17 protein-coding genes are annotated in these 20,360 nt (G+C 43.8%); 7 read left to right on the top strand and 10 right to left on the bottom strand.

What is annotated here, in order from left to right:
• Positions 1 to 10 precede the first annotated feature (10 nt).
• Positions 11 to 1,018 carry a protein-methionine-sulfoxide reductase catalytic subunit MsrP gene (gene msrP / locus OZ660_RS08765; protein WP_274743239.1) on the bottom strand — a complete coding sequence of 336 codons (1,008 nt, stop codon included), beginning with the start codon at positions 1,016 to 1,018 and terminating at the stop codon, positions 11 to 13.
• Positions 1,019 to 1,285: 267 nt separating this feature from the next.
• Here msrP and OZ660_RS08770 point away from each other — a divergent pair, with 267 nt between their 5' ends.
• On the top strand, positions 1,286 to 2,110 hold the full coding sequence (locus OZ660_RS08770) for a hypothetical protein (RefSeq protein ID WP_274743240.1): 825 nt from the start codon (positions 1,286 to 1,288) through the stop codon (positions 2,108 to 2,110).
• Positions 2,111 to 2,118: 8 nt separating this feature from the next.
• On the opposite strand, the gene OZ660_RS08775 is transcribed toward OZ660_RS08770, so the two are convergent.
• From OZ660_RS08775 to OZ660_RS08785, 3 genes are read right to left on the bottom strand one after another with little or no spacing between them, the layout of a single operon-like run.
• The gene (locus OZ660_RS08775; protein ID WP_274743241.1) at positions 2,119 to 3,462 is read right to left on the bottom strand and encodes an anti-phage deoxyguanosine triphosphatase; all 1,344 of its coding nucleotides are present in this window, start codon (positions 3,460 to 3,462) and stop codon (positions 2,119 to 2,121) included.
• An 18-nt stretch (positions 3,463 to 3,480) separates the two neighbouring features.
• Positions 3,481 to 4,080: a 5'-deoxynucleotidase gene (yfbR, locus tag OZ660_RS08780; protein WP_159624900.1), complete on the bottom strand. Its 600-nt coding sequence runs from the start codon at positions 4,078 to 4,080 to the stop codon at positions 3,481 to 3,483.
• A 1-nt stretch (position 4,081) separates the two neighbouring features.
• Positions 4,082 to 5,302, bottom strand: a complete 1,221-nt coding sequence (locus tag OZ660_RS08785) for a pyridoxal phosphate-dependent aminotransferase (protein ID WP_159624898.1) — start codon at positions 5,300 to 5,302, stop codon at positions 4,082 to 4,084.
• Between the two features lie 265 nt (positions 5,303 to 5,567).
• Here OZ660_RS08785 and OZ660_RS08790 point away from each other — a divergent pair, with 265 nt between their 5' ends.
• Both OZ660_RS08790 and OZ660_RS08795 read left to right on the top strand, forming a co-directional pair.
• The gene (locus OZ660_RS08790; RefSeq protein WP_226433130.1) at positions 5,568 to 6,362 is read left to right on the top strand and encodes a DUF2189 domain-containing protein; all 795 of its coding nucleotides are present in this window, start codon (positions 5,568 to 5,570) and stop codon (positions 6,360 to 6,362) included.
• A gap of 392 nt (positions 6,363 to 6,754) precedes the next feature.
• Complete coding sequence (locus tag OZ660_RS08795; protein WP_274743242.1) at positions 6,755 to 7,102, top strand: DUF3718 domain-containing protein; 348 nt, start codon at positions 6,755 to 6,757, stop codon at positions 7,100 to 7,102.
• A 107-nt stretch (positions 7,103 to 7,209) separates the two neighbouring features.
• Here the strand turns inward: OZ660_RS08795 and OZ660_RS08800 are convergent, their stop codons facing one another.
• From OZ660_RS08800 to OZ660_RS08820, 5 genes are all read right to left on the bottom strand, one after another.
• Complete coding sequence (locus OZ660_RS08800; protein ID WP_274743243.1) at positions 7,210 to 10,320, bottom strand: efflux RND transporter permease subunit; 3,111 nt, start codon at positions 10,318 to 10,320, stop codon at positions 7,210 to 7,212.
• Complete coding sequence (locus OZ660_RS08805) at positions 10,317 to 13,661, bottom strand: efflux RND transporter permease subunit (protein ID WP_274743244.1); 3,345 nt, start codon at positions 13,659 to 13,661, stop codon at positions 10,317 to 10,319. The genes OZ660_RS08800 and OZ660_RS08805 overlap by 4 nt, the downstream gene beginning before the upstream one ends.
• 25 nt (positions 13,662 to 13,686) lie before the next feature.
• Positions 13,687 to 14,796, bottom strand: coding sequence for an efflux RND transporter periplasmic adaptor subunit (locus OZ660_RS08810; protein WP_159624890.1), 1,110 nt, complete (start codon positions 14,794 to 14,796; stop codon positions 13,687 to 13,689).
• Positions 14,797 to 14,994: 198 nt separating this feature from the next.
• Complete coding sequence (locus OZ660_RS08815) at positions 14,995 to 15,387, bottom strand: OsmC family protein (RefSeq protein ID WP_159624888.1); 393 nt, start codon at positions 15,385 to 15,387, stop codon at positions 14,995 to 14,997.
• A gap of 8 nt (positions 15,388 to 15,395) precedes the next feature.
• On the bottom strand, positions 15,396 to 16,286 hold the full coding sequence (locus OZ660_RS08820) for a CvfB family protein (protein WP_274743245.1): 891 nt from the start codon (positions 16,284 to 16,286) through the stop codon (positions 15,396 to 15,398).
• A 65-nt stretch (positions 16,287 to 16,351) separates the two neighbouring features.
• Here OZ660_RS08820 and OZ660_RS08825 point away from each other — a divergent pair, with 65 nt between their 5' ends.
• The 4 genes from OZ660_RS08825 to OZ660_RS08840 are packed head-to-tail and all read left to right on the top strand — an operon-like array spanning position 16,352 to position 19,683.
• Entirely contained in the window at positions 16,352 to 17,077 is a 726-nt protein-coding gene (locus OZ660_RS08825) for a 5-oxoprolinase subunit PxpA (RefSeq protein ID WP_159624884.1), read from the top strand.
• Between the two features lie 59 nt (positions 17,078 to 17,136).
• Positions 17,137 to 17,880: a 5-oxoprolinase subunit B family protein gene (locus OZ660_RS08830; protein WP_274743246.1), complete on the top strand. Its 744-nt coding sequence runs from the start codon at positions 17,137 to 17,139 to the stop codon at positions 17,878 to 17,880.
• A complete protein-coding gene (locus tag OZ660_RS08835; protein WP_274743247.1) occupies positions 17,870 to 18,820 on the top strand; it encodes a 5-oxoprolinase subunit C family protein in 951 nt (316 codons plus the stop codon). The genes OZ660_RS08830 and OZ660_RS08835 overlap by 11 nt, the downstream gene beginning before the upstream one ends.
• A complete protein-coding gene (locus tag OZ660_RS08840; RefSeq protein WP_202265423.1) occupies positions 18,817 to 19,683 on the top strand; it encodes a D-amino acid aminotransferase in 867 nt (288 codons plus the stop codon). Before OZ660_RS08835 ends, OZ660_RS08840 begins: the two co-directional genes overlap by 4 nt.
• 57 nt (positions 19,684 to 19,740) lie before the next feature.
• Here the strand turns inward: OZ660_RS08840 and fur are convergent, their stop codons facing one another.
• A complete protein-coding gene (gene fur / locus OZ660_RS08845; RefSeq protein WP_159624877.1) occupies positions 19,741 to 20,169 on the bottom strand; it encodes a ferric iron uptake transcriptional regulator in 429 nt (142 codons plus the stop codon).
• Positions 20,170 to 20,360: the final 191 nt, after the last annotated feature.

Consider the following 20,360-nt stretch of genomic DNA (forward strand, 5'->3'; position numbering starts at 1 on the left):
CCAGCAACGCCTAGTAATAACGAGATAGGTTCATATCTTTGTACATAGGTGCTACCTCTGTATAACCGTTGAATAGTTGGGTATCTATTCGGTTTCTTGTCAGTAGACCGCCTGTTGTAATGCGTCTTTCGCTGGCCTGGCTCCAACGCGGGTGAGCCACATTAGGATTTACGTTTGCATAGAATCCGTACTCATTTGAAGCAAGCTTGTTCCAGGTTGTTGGTGGCTCTTTATCAGTTAATCGGATCCGAACGATAGATTTAATACTTTTAAAACCGTATTTCCATGGCACTACGAGTCGTATTGGCGCACCATTTTGCGGTGGCAGCGTTTTTCCGTACAAACCAACCGCCATCACGGTGAGAGGGTGCATGGCCTCGTCTAGACGTAGGCCTTCAACATACGGATAGTCGATACCGCCCCCCATAAAACGACTACGTTGCCCGGGCATTTGGTCTGGGTCATAAAGTGTTTCGAATGCCACATATTTTGCTGACATTAATGGGTCAGCCTGTTTTATAAGTGCGGCTAACTCAAAGCCAACCCAAGGTATGACCATCGACCAAGCTTCTACACAGCGCAAGCGATATATCCGCTCTTCAAGCGGAAATCGAGTAGTTAACGCACTGTAGTCTAACGTAATCGGTTTCTTTACCAGTCCGTCAATTGTCAGTGTCCAAGGGTTTGTTTGAAACTCGGATGCATTTTTCGCAGGCGCGTCTTTTGCTGTACCAAACTCATAAAAATTGTTGTATGAAATGACCTTATTTTCAGGCGTTCTGGTTTCTGATATCTGAAATTTAGGTGGTTGGCTAAACTCTAAGGGTTCTGCTTTAAAAGGGACTTTTTCTTCATCATCTTCCCAAAACCACCCAGCAGCACTTGCTGACTTTGCCAACAGTGTTGATGCACCAATGAACCCCATGGATTTAAGTAATGAACGTCGATTCATATAAACGTTTTCATCGGTAACGTCATAGTCTTTAAGTTGTACTGATGGTTTAAATGGTTTGGGCATTACTTCACCTTTAATTTGTTAACAGATTCGTTTTCTTACAAACCTGACTGCCTAAATACCGCTTTTACTAATGGAATAGTTGGTTTTTTAATTATCCATTAGTACGAGAACGATACCATTTGGTTTCAAACACACGTTAACTAAGACCCAAGTCATACCCGTTTTATTTCAAAAATTAATTAACACTTTTGACTTAGTAGACGCAGAGCAGTAGTGTAAATGTACGTTTCATAGGATGTGTCGCGCGTTTTAAGGAAGAAATACGCTGTGAGAATATTTATTTTGCTTTGCTTAGCCTTGACTCTTGAAGTGTCAGTGGCCCGCGGTGACGATATAACAAGTCGCTATGCATTTGTGTTTATTGACCGCGCTTCTGCTACAAGTTTTTCTTTGTATCATTCTTTAATTTCGGGTAGCGCCAACGATGATGAAGACGCAACACTAGCCACTATCGAAGACGTTTTATCCGCACCCCAGATACAATTAGCCGATATGGTAGTTGCAACTCTGGCCTTACAATATTTGACTGAAAACTCACACCGCCGTACATCTGGTAAGACGCTAGATGCAATAACAAAACTTTACGATAAAACTAAAAATCGCTACTCCCAAGACAAAATAAAGCGACGTGAATTTTTAAGTTGTACGTTATTCGGTAAGCAAAAACTTGAGGTGACATTAAAAGCCATTGATTCCTTAATAGGTGCTGAAAACAACTTTTTTAAGCAAATCCATGAAACGCGGTTTAGCAAAACGGATAAGGCTACATTGAATCTCTCTGCCAAAATGTATGGCCTTGTGTCACGAGAAACAGTGTTGATGACGCAGATATATCGCTCGATTGCCGACTTTCATAAGCGTTCACCAGAGGGCGTACTGGATGAGCGAATCGATATCGCGTTACTTCTTCGCAACCTAGCCGTGGCGTATAATCAGACGAGTGCTTATACACGTGAACGAGCTACGAAAAAAGTAATGAAACAGTTAGAGAAAGACTGCATTATTCCAGCGGCATCACTTAAAGACCGGGTGTATAGCTACATTGAAGTAGAATACATTCCTTGGCTAGAAAGTGCTCTTGAGGGAGCCTGAGCTAGTCATTACATATGAAAGCTGTCTTGAATACCGCCTTGCTTGGGAGAAAATATACTGCCATAAAGGCGCGAAGCAAATTCATCTGTCATGCCAGAAATATAATCTGAAAGTACGCGCATGCCATTGCCTGCTTCTTGCTCTTTGCGCCAGCGAACTTGCGTGTTCTCTGGGAGAAGGCGCGTGGGATCAGACGCAAATGCTTCAAAGAGCTCCATAACGACCAATTGCCCCTTGTACTCGAGCAGTTGTACATCTGGGCGACGTATTACTTTTCTAAACACAAAGCGCTTAAACAGTTCTAGCGCCTCGGCAAAAACGTGAGGCATAGTGGCGTTAAACGCCAATAGGGGATGCGTGAAGCCCTCAATACCTTGTATTTCAATTGCAGTAATGAAACTGTTAACCAAGGCACCAATGGCATTCTTTCTTTCGTGGTGCTGTGCACTAAAAAGCTTGTGGGTTAGTGTCTCAATGTTGTTAGAAAGCCAAGGTACGTCTAAGGCTATTAAGGGAAGGGTTACATCCTCAATAAAGTGGTGCTTGTGCACCATATCCATCACAATGGCATCTTCAAGGTCATGAATGCCATAAGCAATATCATCGGATAATTCCATTATCGAGCAGTCAAATGACTTAAATTGCGTTTTGCTGTGACCGTTTTCTCTTGTTGAAAACTGCATCAAATGGTCTTTGTCAGTTTGGCTAAAAGGGTCTAACAGCCAATCAAATAAAGGTTCATCACAGCGAAATAGTCCTTTAGGTGGATGCCAGTCTTCAGCTTTAACTCTGCGCAACGATGTGGGACGTTCAGGCAAGGTACTTTGACTGTGAAGCGTGTCAATAAAATTGGGGTATTTCACTAATCCTAAAACGCTTCGGCGGCATAAATTCATACCGTGCTCAGCGGTATAAGGTTCGAGTTTGGAGATAATACGAAATGTCTGGCCATTTCCTTCAAAGCCGCCGTGCTCGTGCATCATGTAATTAAGCGCTATTTCGCCACCGTGTCCAAAGGGCGGGTGGCCAATGTCGTGCGCTAAACACAAGGTTTCAATAAGCGTTGCATCAAGAGCGAGCGTGTCAGCGATATCGGGAAATTTTCCACATAGTTGCGCTGTTATACCGGTTCCAATTTGTGCCGCTTCAAGTGAATGGGTAAGACGAGTGCGATAAAAGTCACTTAAGCCAACTCCAAGCACTTGGGTTTTGGCTTGCAAACGCCTAAATGCTGCACTGTGAAGCACACGGGCTTTGTCGCGTTGATACGGATTGCGATGATCGCCATCGCGACTCACACTTCTGGGTAGGCGTCGTTCGTGTAATGCTTGCTCCCAATTTACTCCTGTCACAACACTGTCCCTCGGTAGCTACATTTCGTCTTGCGTGATCTCATCTAAACTCAATGAGAAGCTTGGTACATATCGCGTTAAAAAGTAGTCCACTTCTTCAGAGTGATACTCTTTGAGTATCTTATCTAATCGCTTCTTGGCGAGTTTAAACTCTTGGTTGCCCGCAGCAAGTTCTTCCAGCGTTTTGAGGTAGGCGCACAACACATCGGCTGCTTTTACGATAAAGGCTTCTTCTTCACTGTGATGGTGGTGATCGATAAGTGCAGCATAATCTTCACGAAACGCTTCGGGGGCCATTTCGATTAGCTTATTTTCAGCAATTTTTTCTATCTTTTTATACTCTTCTTTAATTGCTGGATTAAAGTACTTTACCGGCGTGGGTAAATCGCCGGTTAATACCTCGGAAACATCATGAAACATTGCAACAGTGGCAATGCGGTCAGGATTTAGGGTGCCACCAAAGAACTTGTTTTTTATGAGGGCTAGCGCGTGCGCCACCATAGCGACTTGCAAACTATGCTCTTGAACATTTTCTGTTCGCACATTGTGCATTAACGGCCAGCGATTAATCAGCTTTAAACGCGCCAGATGAGCAAAAAAGTGGCTTTTATCAGACACATCAGGCCCCTTGTTTGTAAGTTCTAAAGAAGTTGCCAATACGATGCAGTGCTGGCACCAGAACATCGCTATGCGGTAAAAACACGAGTCTGAAATACACGCCTTCATTTAGATTGAAAGCACGGCCGTGTACTAAAAGTATTTTTTCTGAACTCAATAAGTCCAGTACCATTTGTTCGTCGTTTTTGATGTTGAATTTCTTTTCATCAACGCGAGCAAAACAGTACATGGCGCCTTTAGGTTTAACGCAATGAATGCCGTCAATGCCATTTAGCATGTCTGTAGTTACATCTCGTTGAATACGTAAACGGCCATTCTCTTTTACTAAATCATCAATGCTCTGGTATCCACCTAGCGCCGTTTGTATCGCACTTTGACAGGGCACATTGGCACACATTCGCATAGACGACAAAATATTGAGCCCCTCAATATAGTCAGTCGCAAGACGTTTGTTTCCGCTCACCACTAGCCATCCCGAACGAAAGCCAGCCACGCGATAGTTCTTACTTAGCCCGCCAAAAGTTACAAAGAACACATCATCAGCAAGCGAGGCGATGCTGGTATGCTTTGCGTCGTCATAAAGAATTTTGTCATAAATTTCGTCGCTGAAAACGACAAGTCCATGCTGTCTTGCAATTTCAACTACTTCTTGCAGAAGTGCTTCATCATAAACTGCGCCAGTGGGGTTATTAGGGTTGATTAGCACGATAGCGCGAGTTTTGCTTGTGATCTTGCTTTTAATATCATCTAAGTCTGGAAACCAACCTGCTTGCTCGTCACAACGATAATGCACAGGTGAGCCAGACGATAAGCTTACCGCAGCGGTCCACAATGGATAGTCGGGACTTGGAATAAGTACTTCATCGCCATGGTTAAGCAATGCTTGCATTGCCATCATAATTAGCTCGGACACACCATTTCCGATATAAACATCATCAACACGAATGTCTTTGATATTGCGCTGTTGGTAGTACTGCATTACGGCCACGCGGGCAGCATAAATTCCTGTTGAGTCTGAATATCCTTGAGACGTAGGCAGGTTGTGGATCACGTCTTTTACGATATCGTCAGGGGCTTCGAAACCAAATGGGGCAGGGTTGCCGATATTAAGTTTAAGAATGCGGTGGCCTTCATCTTCCATTTTTCTTGCTTGTGCAGCAATAGGGCCTCTGATGTCGTAACAAACGTTATCTAATTTATGTGAGCGAGATACAGTTTTCATGGTCTATCTGGTTGATTTACATACCCCGAGATTATCGCAAACTTACCAACTATGCGACGGTATTCTCACCTATAGTTACTATAAATAGAGTGTTTATTGATTGAAAGGCTATTTATTGCACAGACAGTAGGATAAATATCTCGGTTGTAATTTATTAATAAATTTATTGTTAATAGCTTGTGAACTTTTTAATCTGAGCCTATCGTAGTAATAAGGCGTGTAAAAATACGCCAGTACTAGGTTCACAACTAGAGGTGATAAATATATGTCGCATCATTTTAAAGAGACTCCAGAGAACGCCATTACACAAAGTGGTATTGCTCGCGTTATTCCTTGTAAGGAATTAGACGTTGGCGATCCAATTAAGTGGTTATCTCTTGGATTGCGGGATGCCATGCGCGCGCCAGGACTAACCTTTTTCTATGGCGTACTTTTCGCCATAATTCCATGGAGTATTATGTACCTTGTGCAGATGACAGGGTGGCATTTAGTTATTCTGCCCGCCATTGTATGTTTTATGCTGATTGGACCATTCTTAGCTGCAGGCCTCTATGATGTGAGTTGGGAGATGGAGAAAGGGCATAAACCTACACTTCGTCATTCACTTCGCGCTATGCGTCGAAACGCTTTCAACGAATGGGGATTTGCCATTTTACTTATGGTAATGATGATCTTTTGGTTGCGCGTTGCATCGCTTATTCATGCACTTTATCCACCATACATTGAGAATGACCTCGAGAGTTTGTTGCCGTTTCTAATGTTGGGCACAATTGTGGGTGCGGTCTTTACGCTTGCAATGCTATTTATAACCGCGTTCACTCAGCCAATTTTGATGGAGCGAAAAGTGGATTTAGGCACAGCAGTGTTAACCAGTGTCAATGCGGTATGGTTAAATAAAGTACCAATGCTAATATGGGGGGCCATTATATTCAGCGCCGTTGCTATTGGATTCGTAACCGGCTTTGTTGGGTTTATTATCTTAATGCCACTGATTGGTTATGCATCTTGGCACGCATACATTGATGCAATTGAAACCAAACGCGAGCGAAAATACGAGTAATAAAGTAATTTAATTACAGGATTTGTATAGTGATTCTGGTGTCTATTAACAAATATCCTTAATAATTTTGTTAAAATTACAAAAAAAGGTCTCACAAGAGGCCTTTTTTTTTGGTTTCGTTATATTAGTTTCGAATTACCCCTATCAGTGAAATAGCAAATAAATATATAAGTTGGAATTATAGTTATTTATTTCAATGGGTTATGTTTTTAAAGTGTTTGTAACATACTGTTTTACTGAATTTTTACTGTCCTGCCACATTCTTTCAACAGCAAAATTCGAGTTATTGGTGCATAAAGTAAGTGTGCTTAGCGCGTAGCTATTCACGATTACGGTATTAACTTGATATTCAGCCTCGATATTCAGCTTTATTAATGAAATAGGACAGCACTATGAAACACAAATTCGAAAAACGAGCGAAAACACTCATAACCCTTTCGGCGTTATTAGTTAGTTCAGCAATTACATTCAGTGTCAGCGCAGCAGCACCACAAAAAGATGTACGTTTTGTGGGTGAGACACAATTTGCAGGGTTCTGCAAAGCAATCGTTAATGACGATATTAAAGTACTTCGCTCTAGTTTATCACGCAATGTAGGTCGCATTGGTGCAAGTCAACGCGAGGTGCTGCGAATGGTAACATCAGAAGAAGGATTAACCTGTAATGGCAGCAGTCTAATTGAGTTTTCAGTTGAACGCGATGCCAATGCGGTTTATGAATATCTAACGTCGCGCAGTTAAGCGGGTGGTAGTGTTAAACCCCACCAGCCATAAAAAAGCGGGTTAGCAGAACAAACACCTAGTGTGTATGTCATGCCAACCCGCTTCTATTAGTAAGCTCTATTGATTCACACCTTTACCAAGCGTTCAACGCGCGCTTTGCTAGCGTTAAAGAGTCGCTGTGTTTTAAAGCGCAGTTTTAGCAGCAGAACATAAGCCAATGGAACTAAGAATAAACTCGTTACTGTGGAAAATACTAAGCCACCAATAATAGCGATAGCCATTGGGGAATAGGGTGGGCCATCACCACCAATGCGCGTGCTACCCATTGCCAGTGGAATGAGTCCAAGAACCGTAGTGGCAACTGTCATCAAGATAGGTCGAATACGTGTCATACAACCTTCTAGTACTGCGTCATAGAGCGACAAGCCCTCATTGACCAGTTGATTAATACGATCTACAAGCACGATACCATTGTTGACGACTATGCCCATTAGTATCAGCATACCAATTAGTCCCATTACGGACATGGGAGTACCGGTTACCATAAACGCCCAAAATACGCCCGTAAATGAGAACAGTAACGATGTAATCACTGATGTGGGTAATACTAGCGATTCAAACAACGCGGCCATTACCACGTATATCATGCAAAGTGCCAACAACATGTTCATTTGCATTACTGCAAACGCTTCGTCTTGACGCGAGAAGCTGCCATCTAGGGTCCACTTATAACCTGTTGGCAATTCGATGTTAGACAGTACTTGTTCAATACGTGCACGGGCCTGTTCAGTGGTGGTTTCACCTTCTAAATTTGCCCCAATAGCCAACGCGGTCTGGCGGTAATTACGGTTTATTTGCGATAACTGAGGTTTAACCGTAAAGTCAGCAATCATATTTAGGTTGATAGATTGTCCCTGAGCAAAGCCAATATTGATGTTTTTAAGTTCGCTGAGGGACGCTTGAACATCGCTACCAAACTTTAATTGCACATCCACCTCACCGGCATCACCGTAGCGAAATGTTCTAAGGTTATTGCCGCGTAGGGCGGTAGCAACCAAATTCGCGACAGTGTCGACCTGAATACCAAAACGATTGGCTTTTTCTCTATCAACGCGAATTTGCACTTCATCGCGGGTAGAACCCGTATCTGCTTTCACATCTTCCAACCCATCAATATTGGCAAGGATAGGAATAATTTGCTCTGATATTGATAGTAGGGTTTCTGAAGATTCACCAAGTAATGTTACGCGAACGCCTCCGCCATTACCGCTGTCCCACTGAAAAGAGGGGCGAGCGCGTACAAATGACGGCATATTTTCGCGTATATCTTCTTTTATTTTACTCACTGGTACAGGCAATTCGTCGTTCAGTGTAATACCACTTACCGCGTGTCCCGCTGTAAAATAGGTGTAGACCTGTTTGATGTGAAAGCGCTCTTGGTTTTCATATAAATAGGCTTCCATCTTATCAACGGTTTTTTCCACTTCATCCAAGGTGAAATTCTGCGTTATATGGTAGTTAAGCCAAACACGCTCTTGGTTATTATTACCTTCATCGTCACCTGTTACTGCACCCATAGGAATTACTGTAGAGCCTAGAATAAGTAAGGCGATAAGACAGGTTTTCCCCTGATTTTTTAACATCCAACTTAACGCTTTACCATAACCACTGATGTATTTTGGCGTTGTAGGTGTTTTCACCACAGGAATAGCAACTTTAGTGGTGAGCAGAGGTATTAGCGTTTTAGCAATAAATAGCGATGCAAAAAGTGAAAGGCAAATAGCAACGGCAACGTGCTCAAGAAATATGGTGACATCAATTTTGACACCAATAATGTTGGGCAAAAACACAATAGCCGTGGTGGCGGTGCCTGCAATAACCGCAAGGCTGACTTTATTCACGCCAATCTGCGTGGCACGGGCAATATTGTTATCTTGTTGACGCTCTTGAAATACGCTTTCGGTAATTACCACTGCGTTATCGACCAGCATCCCTACGGCCAGCATGAGTCCCATTAACGACAATATGTTTAGGGTATAACCTAACAAAAACATTACACCTAACGTGATGCAGATAGAGAAAGGTACCGAAAGCACAACAATTAGCGTGGTGGTAAGCTGTCGCAAGAATAAGTAAAGCACAATCACTGAAAGCAAAGCGCCAAGTAGTCCCGCGTTAAGCAAGTCGCTAAGTGAAGACGTAACACTTTTGGCAGTGTCATCCATTACAAACAAGCTAATACCGTTGAATTCAGGATCTTCTTTAGCCGCTTCGATAACTTTCATCACTGCGTCAGAGACCTCAACTAAATTGCTGCCCGACTCACGAAATACGTTAAAGCCTACAGCAAACGTACGATCAAGGTGTCGACCTTCGTTGCGTTCTGGTAACTCGTAAGTCACAGTCGCTATATCCGATAAGCGCACATTGCGTGTAACCCACATGTTTTTAAAATCGTTCACGTCGGTAAATTCACCGGTTGGATTAACCAGAATTTTTTCACCGTTGTTATACATATAGCCTGCAGTTAATGAGAAGTTTGCGCCCTGTAAAAGTTGCTGCAAACGCGCACTATCAATCTGATAGGTCGTCATTTTCTTTGGATCGAGGCGAATAGTAATTTGTCGCTTCATAGTGCCGTATAATTCTACTTTCGACACGCCAGGAACACGTTCTAATGGGCGCTTTAAGTTGCGATCGAGTAAGTCGTACGCGTTTGATAGGTCTCTGTCACTTGATACGCGCAACTGGAAGATGGGCATATCATTAGTGTTGAACTTGTACACCATAATGCGCTCAATATCGTCGGGCAACTCATGGCGAATAGCGTCGACCTTTTCTCGCGCTTCAATACTTTTTGCTTTTAAGTTTTCATCCCAATCAAATTCAACAATAACTTCGGCCATATTGTCATATGAGCGCGCTCGAAGCCGCTTTATCCCTGACATTGTGGCTATTGCTTCCTCGACGGGGCGTGTGATCATAGTTTCAATTTCTACCGGTGTTGCATCAGGGTAGGGAATTTGAACGACCATTTCTGGAATATCGATACCGGGAAACTTCTCTAACGGCAACAGTCGACCCGATACCAAACCAAACAACAACATCGACAAGAACAACATGCCAATAGTAACGGGCTTATTCAGTGCAAACCGTGCTAATGCTGCACCAATTCCCGCTATTTTGCCTAGCGGTGGCGTGTTAGCGTCACGCTGGTTTTGAGATGGTGTGCTCATAACACACCTCCTTTTTGTACAGCATCGTGTTGTGCGCTAGGTTCGTTGCTGCTCACCGGAGCCAGCACCTTTTTGGTATCGAACAAGCTGTATAGCACCGGTAGAAGGATTAAGGTTAGCAAACTGGCAAACAACAGGCCGTAAATGACGGTGATGGCCATTGGCGTGCGAATTTCAGCGCCTTCGCCCAATCCAAAGGCCATGGGCAGTAAACCTAAAATGGTGGTCAGCGTGGTCATTACGATAGGGCGCAAACGTGTTTTAGCAGCATCGATAATAGCCGATTGCTTTTCCATACCTTGACGGCGTAGTTGGTTAATGCGATCGACAAGAACAATAGCGTTATTCACCACAATACCGCACAACATGATAAGTCCTATAAACACAACAACGTTAAGCGGCGTACCCGTTAGCCACAGTCCATATACTGAACCGGCGCCCGCCAGTGGTACAGCAAACAATATCAGCAAAGGGTGTAACAGCGACTCGAATTGTGATGCCATCACCAGATATACCATAAATACTGCCAGCGCTAGCGCGAATTGCAGCGAACGGAAGCTGTTTTGCATATCTTCACTTTGACCCGTAACCTGTGCACTTAGTGATAAAGGCAGTTGTGTTTCATCTAACACCTTATTGGCAATTGCTACCGCTTTATCTAACTTACCTTGCGCAAGGTTTGCAGACACAAGCGCAACACGTTGTTGACCTACACGAGTGATTTCACTGGGTCCCACACTCATGAATACGTCAGCGACGGCACTGAGTGGAATAGGCTGGGATGCGCCAGGATTTACTACAATAGCGCGCACACTAGCGATGTCATTACGTTGGTTTTCAAACGTACGTACTAGCACATCTACTTTTCTGTCTTCAACACTGTATTGTGTGGCAACACGACCGCCCACTTTCGCTGCAATTAGCTCGGAAACAGTTGCAGCATCAAGTTCCAAACGTGCAAGTTTAGCGTGGTGAAATGCAATTTTTAGTTCAGGGTTGCCATCGCGGATACTGGTGGTTACATCAGCAAAATTTGGATAGCTGGCTAACTTTGTCGCAATTGCATCGCCGTACTGTTGAAGTTGGTTTAAATCATAACCGGCAACTTCAATTTGGATAGGCGAGGCAAAGCTAAAGAGTTCAGGCTCAGAAAACGTGGCTTGGACCTGAGGCATAAGTCCAAGGTGGTCGCGAAGTTGTTGTTTAACAGCAAGCATGTCTTGCTCTGTCGCGTTAGGTTTCATCACAATGTTAAGACGACCCCAATGATCACCGCCTTGGTTTGGCGCCGCACTTATCAAGCTACCTGTACCTGACATGGCATAAGTGCGCAGCACCATGCTCTGGTCAGAAGATGCACCCGAAACAGGTTGAACAGCCACTTGAGCCAACTCGTTCATTACTTCGTCGGTACGAGTAAGTGGTGAACCCGCGGGTAGCGTTACTTCAACCGAAAATTCACCTTGGGAAAGCGTAGGGATAAGCTCCATGCCTAGTTTCGGCACTAAGGTAACCGCGCCTGCAGCAAGTGCGAAGGCAGTGAAAAGGACAAATACTCTTGCACGCAAACTAATCTTCAGTAGTTTTTCGTAACCTGAGGCAAGGACATCGAAGCTTTTGTTGAAAATAAAGATAAGCGGCGTAAACGCAAAACCAAGCAGCTTGCTAATGATTTGCCAAGTGCCTATCGCGACTGTAACTATTGCCGCAAGCAGCAATGAAACTAGCTTTAATACTAAGCGCACAGGAAGCGTAATGTAGTACCCTATTTTCCCAAGTAGCGATGTGGGGAAGGGGGCTGGCGCACTTGTAAAGGTGTCTTCGTGATCTAGCTGTTGCTTTTTCTTCTTATGCGCCATTGCAGGAATAAGCGTAAGGGCAACAACAAGTGAAGCAGCAAGTGCAAACGATACGGTTAATGCTTGGTCTCTAAACAATTGACCAGCAATACCTTCAACAAAAATGAGTGGCACAAACACTGCCATGGTGGTTAACGTTGAAGCCACAATGGCGCCAGATACTTCTTTTGTACCTTCACTGGCGGCGAGCGCTTCAGCGTTATTATCGCCCAACGCATTTTTGTGCTTTTTGTGACGATCGATATTTTCAAGTACCACGATACTGTTATCAACAAGTAAGCCAACAGCCAAGGCGATACCACCAAGACTCATCATATTTAAGCTTATGTCGTTGGCGTACATCAGGTTAAACGTGGCAATTACGGATACTGGAATTGACACAGAGATAATTACTGTAGCCCAAAAGTCTTTAAGGAACAGATAAAGGACCAACATAGCCAGCACGCCACCAATAACGGCTGCCGACTTTACGTTGTCTATCGCTTGTTTGATGAACACGCTTTGGTCGTATATTTGCGCCAATGTATAGTCTGTGGGAAGGTTTTGGTTAACCTCATTTAAACGATTTGCAACTTTTTGAGCCACATTAACTGCATTCGCATCACCTTCTTTGTAGATGGCAATCTCAACACCTTCGCTCCCGTTAAAGCGAGTAACAACGTCGCGGTCTTTGTAGGCACTTTCGACAGTAGCTACATCTTTTAACTGAATATTTTTGCCTTCAAAACGGCCAATATAGAGATTCTTAATATCATCTAGGTTTTCGAATTGATTGAGGGTACGCACTAAGAATGCCTGCGCTGCATTATCGATGCGACCGCCCGCAGCATTAATGTTTTCAGTGCTTACGCGGTCAATAATAGTCGTGATAGGAATCGACAGCTGACTGGCTTTTTGTTGATCGATAAGAATGTGGATCTCATTCTCTAAGCCACCACCTACACGCACGGCAGCAACGCCTTCTACTGATTCTAGTGAGCGTTTTACTTGTTGCTCTGCGTATAAGCGAAGCCGCTTCATTTGCTCAACTGTTAAATTGACATTGTCTGTTTGAGCGGTTAGCCCCAATTTAATAACCGGGTCAAGGCTTGGGTTAAAACGCAGTAGGCGAGGCTTTTCAATGTCCAAAGGCAACTGCAGTACATCAAGCTTCTCTCGTACTTCAAGGCTGGCAAAGTCCATGTCTGTACCCCAAGCAAAAGAAAGTACGACATCAGATTGTCCTGCGCGGGAGGTAGAGGTGACTTTTCTTACACCTTTAACCACACCGATTGCTTCTTCAATAGGTTTTGAAACTAGCTGTTCTACTTCGCCTGGTGCGGCACCGTCGTAGTCGGTGCGTATAGTAAGGGTTGGGTATGACAAATCTGGAAGTAAGTTAACCGACAATCTGCCTAGCGAGACCATTCCAAATAGCAGTACAGCAAAAGTAAACATACTGACTGCTACGGGACGTTTTACGGCGATATCAACAATACGCATGATAGTAACTCCTCGATTCGCCAGTTTAGCTGTTAACTACTTCAACAGGAGCACTGTCTTTCAAGTTCTGGTGACCGGCTGTTACCACTTCTTCGTTGCCTTCTAGGCCACTGATAACTTCAACCACTTCGTTATTTTCAAAACCAGTCGAAACGTTCACTTTTTTTACTTTGCCGTTATCAACAACAAATACACTATGGCTGTTATCTATAGTGACAAGTGCTCGGCGTGGCAGCAAAGTGGCATTTGCGTGTGTTGCATACTCAAGCGATACGTCAGTAAACATACCTGCTTTTAAGCGATTGTCTTCATTTGGTACTTTAAGTGTTACCTTAAATGTGCCAGTTGCCGCGTCGATAACTGGGCTAATGCGTTCAATGTTTGCGTGAATCGCGTGATTACCCAATGCCGCTACAGTAAGCGTGGCACCTTGTCCTACCGTGACATTTGGTAGTTCGTTCTCAGGTAGGTAAACCACGCCTTGTAAGTTGCGCAGTTGCACGATATGAAACATGCGTTCACGTTGGAACGATTCGGTTAGGTTGCCTACTTTGGCATTGCGCGAAGCAACATAACCACTGATAGGCGCAGTTATCGTCGTTTCTTTTAAATCAAGTTCTGCTAAGCGAACAGAGGCTTTTGCCGATTCGTACTGAGCTTTAAGCTTGTCGTAAGTATCGTCACTGATAAGCTTTTTAGAGTAAACTTTGTTTACTTTATCGAGTTCGCTTTCAATGCCCGTCAAGTCAGCGTTTGCTTTGGCCAAGTTTAACTCATAACGACGTTTATCAAGTTGTGCTAACACTTGACCTTTTTCTACATAGTCGCCTTCTTCCACGAATATGTCTTCGATGATCCCAGAAGCTCTTGCAACCACAAAAGCTTCTTCACGCGCTTCTAAAATCGCCGTCGTGTCATAGGTCGACGTAATATCGCCAGTGCGAATGCTTTGTGTTTCAACAGGAATGGCAAAAACGGTTTCTTCTACCACCTCGGGAGTCGCGCTACTGTCTACTGCATCAGCGTCTGAACACGCTGTCATCGACAGTGACAGGGCAGCTAAAGTTGTGCCTAAAACAAGAGTGCGGAAAGTGTGAGTAGCGAAAACAGGTGTTGTACGTTGTGTAGTATCCATGGTCAAAAGCCCTAACGTTGTAGTCGTTATATAATAATGACCGTTTACAGCAGCTAACATGCCAAAGATGTTAACTAATGTTAAAAGGCTTAATAATCAATGGGATACATGTGTAACAAAGGGTTTCAATAAAAAAGCCAACCCTAAAGGTTGGCTTTTTTCACTAAGCGATAGCGAGATTGACTATGTTTAAGTTCATTACACTAAAGTATAGCTGGTGGTTATATCCACGTTACCGGTTAGCATTAGCATTACAGAACAATATTTTTCCGCTGAAAGCTGCACTGCGCGTGCAAGGGCTTTTTCGCTTATGCCTTCACCCGAAACGGTGTAATGCGCATGAATTTTTGTAAATACACGCGGTGGCTCGTCAGCGCGAACAGCCTCTAATTCACACTCGCATGAGGTAATATCAAAACGTCCTTTTTTGATTATATCTACCACGTCAACGCTTGAACATGCACCTACAGCAACCAATACCGACTCCATAGGGGAAATCGCCTTGCCGCTGCCATCCATAACTGTTTTATAACCACTGTCAGTGGTGCCAGTGAAAGTAAGGTCTTTATCCCAAGAAACATGCGCTTTCATTGTATGTCCTAATCGTTTGTATTGTTTAATCGAATAGCATCAGGGCTAAGAGTAATTTTTTTCTGCTTATATAACGCACCAAGCGCTTTTTTATAGGCCGCTTTGCTTACATTAAAATGAGAGTAAATAGCTTCAGGGGCACTTTTATCCGTTAGGGTTGAAATACCACCATGAGCCTCTAAGTCCTCTAGAATCGCTTGCTGAAGTGCGTCACGGCCACTTTTGTCTACGCGCTGTAAGGCAACGTCCACTTTTCCATCTTCACGAATAGTTTTAATAACACCCTCGGTTGCTTGTCCAACCTTTAGTGGTTTAAATGCATCGCTATGGAAAATTAGTCCAAGGCTTTGTTCGTTAATAACAACTTTAAAGCCTAATTCCGTTTTGGCGTAGACCAAGCAAGATACGACGTCGCCCTCATTCAGGTACGCACTGTTTTCTTTTAAGAAGTAGTGCAGCTTAGTTGCACCCAAAATACGTTGGGTTTTATCATCAAAAAAGGTGTGTACGACGTAATACATGCCCGCACTTATTGGTTGCGCTTGATAATCGTTGGGCACGAGAAGGTCGTTATCAAGCCCCCAGTCGAAAAACGCACCGAAGTTGGTGGCAGAAACCGCTTTTAATATTTTTGTTTCGCCTACCTGAATTTTAGGTGTTTTAAGCGTTGCATACAGTTCGCCACGTTGATCGGTTGCCACGAACACCGATAATTCATGACCCTCTGCTAGTTCCCCTTCAACTTCATCAAGACTGAGCGTCACCGTTTGCTGCTCGTCTTGCTCAGCATTATAAACGTTGTCTTGTGCACCAACGTTGGTGACAATAGGTGCTAAAGCGTAGCCAAAAGGGTATTGGCCCACGACCTGCAATGTATTAATTTTTCCAATATTTATCATTAGAACTGACTTTTTAAAAAGAACAGGTAACATGATACTGGATTGAGGGTAAGAGCTAAACCATTATGAAGTTAAATTGCGATTTAGGTGAAAGTTTCGGTGCATGGTCAATGCCTGTTGAAAGCGACATTATGGCGCTTATCGACCAAGCAAACATTGCGTGTGGCTTTCATGCAGGCGACCCACAAGTGATGAAATCATCGTTAAGCTTGGCTGCATCGCATAATGTAACTGTTGGTGCACATCCATCATACCCAGATTTGCAAGGCTTTGGTCGACGGAGCATGATAATTCCAAGCGACGAATTAATTGCCATGATTCAATACCAAGTAAGCGCGCTAAGCGGCATGGCTGCACTTTGCGGCACCAGTGTGGCTTACGTCAAACCCCACGGTGCGCTTTACAACGATATGATGAAAGATACCACTATTCGCCATGCAGTAATGAAGAGTGTGGCTGAAATGGGTAAAGGCGAATTAGCGCTAATGGTTCAAGCTACTCGTCACAATGATGTGCTTCGTCATGAAGCCAGTGCTTTTGATTTGCCGTTATTGTTCGAGGCGTTTTCGGATAGGCGATATACCGATGAGGGGCTACTGACACCACGGACTATGGACGGGGCGGTGTTAAAAGAGCAAGACGCACTGGCCCAGGCAGAGCAAATGATAAAACACAATACCGTGACTACCGTATCAGGAAAAACCTTGGACATTGAAGCCGATAGCCTTTGTGTGCACGGTGATACCGCCGGGGCGGTAGAAATAGCGCGCCAAATTAAAGCAATTGGCTAAAATAACTCTACAATTCAATATCATTGCCTCATTAAGAACACATTTATCAAGGAAAGTACATGCAATTGTTTGGCGACATAAAGCGGCTAACGCCGGTGGGTGTTGACGCCGTCATACTCTACTTTAAAGGCGATACATTAGATAAAGCGAATGCCGCATGTCAAAGGTGGCTGGCAATGATTGATAGCGCTGTTCAAAGCTCAATCAACTCACCACTTTGGTTAAAAGAATGTGTGCCATCTTACGACAGCCTGTTGCTTGTTTTTAATATTGAAGACATCGACACCCATGGTGTTTATGCATGGTTGAGGGCGCTTTCAACTCGTCAGGCAGCAAATGAAGGCGTGGAAAATCAAAATGTTTCAGCGTTACCACACAGTGCCACTAAAACCATACCTGTGTGGTATGGCGCTCCGAGTGCTAGTGATTTAAGTGTGGTGAGTAAGAAAACGTCATTAAGTATTGATGAGATTATCGCGCTGCACACAGGCTGCACATTTACTGTTTACGCCGTTGGTTTTGCACCAGGTTTCGCATACATGGGAGAATTGCCCGAGGTTATGGCATGTTCGCGTTTAAGTACGCCAAGAAAACGCGTGCCAAAAGGTGCAGTTGCAATCGCAGATAGACAAACAGCGGTGTATCCCAGTGACTCACCAGGTGGTTGGAACCTATTGGGACTGACGCCACTAAGTATGGTGAACCATAGCGAAAATGAAAGTACGGCGTTGCTTAAAGCTGGCGATACAGTGAAATTTACTGCCATATCAGAAGAAGAGTTTTACGCATATCATGAAGGTTGAAATTGTCGATAAAGGGTTATTTAGCCTCATTGTTGATAACGGTCGCGTAGGGCGACAAAGGGATGGATTTAGTCAATCTGGTCCAATGGATGAAGACGCATTTTCATGGGCCAATTTTCTTGCGTTTAATTTAGACAATACACCTTGTATTGAGGCCATGGGTACATTAACCGCGCGCTTTAGTAGTCATTGCATAATTGCCGTAACAGGAAGGGCAGTTAAGGTGACAATAAACGGTCACGAACAGCCAAGTTATGAGAGTTTATATGTTACTGCTGGCGATGAAGTTACCTTTGGCAGTGAATATATGGGAAGTAAAGCATATTTAGCAATTTGTGGTAGTTGGGACACGCCACTCTTTGCCAATAGTGCATGTACGGTATCACGAGAATTATTGGGGGGACTGCACGGCAACGGCAGTGCGCTCGCCAATGGCGATAGCTTTAATGTGAATGAAAATACGCTTTCAAAAGTTAAGAGTGCATCAGTACGTACTTTGGCATTTGAAAAACGTTTCAATTATAGCTTAGAGGCGCCAATTAGACTGATACCAGGATATCAGTTTGAACAGTTTAGTGGTGTCGCACAGCGTATCTTTGTAACGAGTGACTATACGGTTACGTCGTCTATTGATCGTATGGGCTACCGACTGCAAGGCCCTGACGTAGCCTGTAGCCATAATAAACTTCGCTCTGAGGCAGTCCACATTGGCGCTGTACAGGTACCTCCTGACGGGCAACCCATCGTTATGATGAGAGATAGACAAACCTTGGGGGGCTACCCCAAGTTGGGGTGTGTGAATCCATTAGATATAAACAGATTAGCCCAGGCCGTGCCGGGAGAGAAGGTTAGTTTTACCTATCAGAATCATGAGGCGGCGAGGGCAGACAACTTATTGTCACTGTGTCGTCGACGCCAATTACAAGGAGAATTACTGTGACTATTGCATTTTTAAATGGCGAGTTTTTACCGCTTTCTGAAGCTAAGATATCTCCTATGGATAGAGGGTTTTTATTCGGTGATGGGATTTATGAAGTCATACCTACCTATGCGGGTAAAGCGGTGGGGTTCAACGGTCATATGGCACGTATGGCAAATGGGCTGAGTGCTATAGACATTGCTAATCCCTATTCAACTGACAAATGGGGCAACATTCTTTCGCAATTAGTTGATGAAAACCAACACATTTTCACAAGCGGCAATATTGGGGTGTACTTTCATATTAGTAGGGGAGCTGACGTAAAGCGTTTTCATGCCTACCCTAAAGATATTGCGCCTACAGTATTTGGTTTTGCGTTTGAGATAGCCCCGCCTCAACCAACCGAAAAAGCGCTAGCAAAGCCGTTTAAGGTGGCGCTAGAGCAAGACAAACGTTGGCAACGATGTCACATAAAATCTACGTCGCTGTTAGGAAACGTTATGCACTTTCAATCAGGCGTTGAAGCTGGCGTCAACGAAACCATCTTGTATAACCGCGACAAAATGGTTACAGAGGCAAGCTCATGTAATGTATTTATCGTAAAAGATGGCGTAATTACTACACCGCCACTAAATAATGAGTTGTTGCCCGGTATAACGCGTGCTATTGCAATAGAAGCGTTCAACCGAGCAGGTCTAAATGTAGCTGAAGCATGGTTCAGCAAAGAGCAATTACTAAACGCTGATGAAGTATGGTTAACGTCATCGAGTAAGGAGGTTGCGCCAGTGACTGAAGTTGATGGCAAGCCCATTGGTAATGGGCAGGTAGGTGATATTTGGGAACGGGCCATTAACGCTTATCACGCCTATAAATTCGATGCATAAAAAAAGCCTGCGCAAGCAGGCTTTTTTGTTGATTAGCTTTTTATTGATTAAGTGGGCTTAATCAGGCGCGTTATCGCAATTGCCATCGGTGCATTCACCGTAAAGGTAAAGGCTGTGGTGCGTAAGCTTCATATTGTGTTGCTTAGCAATCATTTCTTGACGCTCTTCAATGATGTCGTCTTCAAACTCGATGACCTTGCCACACTTTAAGCACACAAGATGGTCGTGATGATCTTTATGGCTTATTTCGAACACTGACTTACCGCCTTCAAAGTGATGGCGATTTAAGATACCGGCATCGTCGAATTGGTTGAGCACGCGATATACCGTTGCCAAGCCAATTTCTTCACCCTGTTCAATGAGGATCTTATAGACGTCTTCAGCACTGATATGCTGGTTTTCTGGCTCTTGCAGAATTTGTAAAATTTTAAGGCGAGGCAGAGTGACTTTAAGCCCTGCTTTTTTCAATTCTTTATTTTGATCCATTACAACCTACTAAGAACGAGTGAATATCTATTTTGGGGTTATTATAGGTAACTTGAAGCATTTTAAAAGAAAAACCGTGGAAAGTTTCAAAGTGTGAATAATTTTCGTCCGCTGCCTAAAAGATGTGAAAAAAATTAATTCGCTACAGACCGCGTAACTTCTGGCCTGACCAGCCAGTAAGTGCAAGATAA

Origin of the sequence: Alteromonas sp. 009811495 (genome assembly GCF_028865455.1) — a bacterium.
GTDB lineage: Bacteria > Pseudomonadota > Gammaproteobacteria > Enterobacterales > Alteromonadaceae > Alteromonas.

Bases quoted from the DNA above. Each gene is read 5' to 3' on its own strand.
- msrP (WP_274743239.1), bottom strand. From the start codon at position 1,018: ATGCCCAAACCATTTAAACCATCAGTACAACTTAAAGACTATGACGTT.
- OZ660_RS08785 (WP_159624898.1), bottom strand. From the start codon at position 5,302: ATGAAAACTGTATCTCGCTCACATAAATTAGATAACGTTTGTTACGAC.
- OZ660_RS08790 (WP_226433130.1), top strand. From the start codon at position 5,568: ATGTCGCATCATTTTAAAGAGACTCCAGAGAACGCCATTACACAAAGT.
- OZ660_RS08795 (WP_274743242.1), top strand. From the start codon at position 6,755: ATGAAACACAAATTCGAAAAACGAGCGAAAACACTCATAACCCTTTCG.
- OZ660_RS08800 (WP_274743243.1), bottom strand. From the start codon at position 10,320: ATGAGCACACCATCTCAAAACCAGCGTGACGCTAACACGCCACCGCTA.
- OZ660_RS08805 (WP_274743244.1), bottom strand. From the start codon at position 13,661: ATGCGTATTGTTGATATCGCCGTAAAACGTCCCGTAGCAGTCAGTATG.
- OZ660_RS08810 (WP_159624890.1), bottom strand. From the start codon at position 14,796: ATGGATACTACACAACGTACAACACCTGTTTTCGCTACTCACACTTTC.
- OZ660_RS08815 (WP_159624888.1), bottom strand. From the start codon at position 15,387: ATGAAAGCGCATGTTTCTTGGGATAAAGACCTTACTTTCACTGGCACC.
- OZ660_RS08820 (WP_274743245.1), bottom strand. From the start codon at position 16,286: ATGATAAATATTGGAAAAATTAATACATTGCAGGTCGTGGGCCAATAC.
- OZ660_RS08825 (WP_159624884.1), top strand. From the start codon at position 16,352: ATGAAGTTAAATTGCGATTTAGGTGAAAGTTTCGGTGCATGGTCAATG.
- OZ660_RS08830 (WP_274743246.1), top strand. From the start codon at position 17,137: ATGCAATTGTTTGGCGACATAAAGCGGCTAACGCCGGTGGGTGTTGAC.
- OZ660_RS08835 (WP_274743247.1), top strand. From the start codon at position 17,870: ATGAAGGTTGAAATTGTCGATAAAGGGTTATTTAGCCTCATTGTTGAT.
- fur (WP_159624877.1), bottom strand. From the start codon at position 20,169: ATGGATCAAAATAAAGAATTGAAAAAAGCAGGGCTTAAAGTCACTCTG.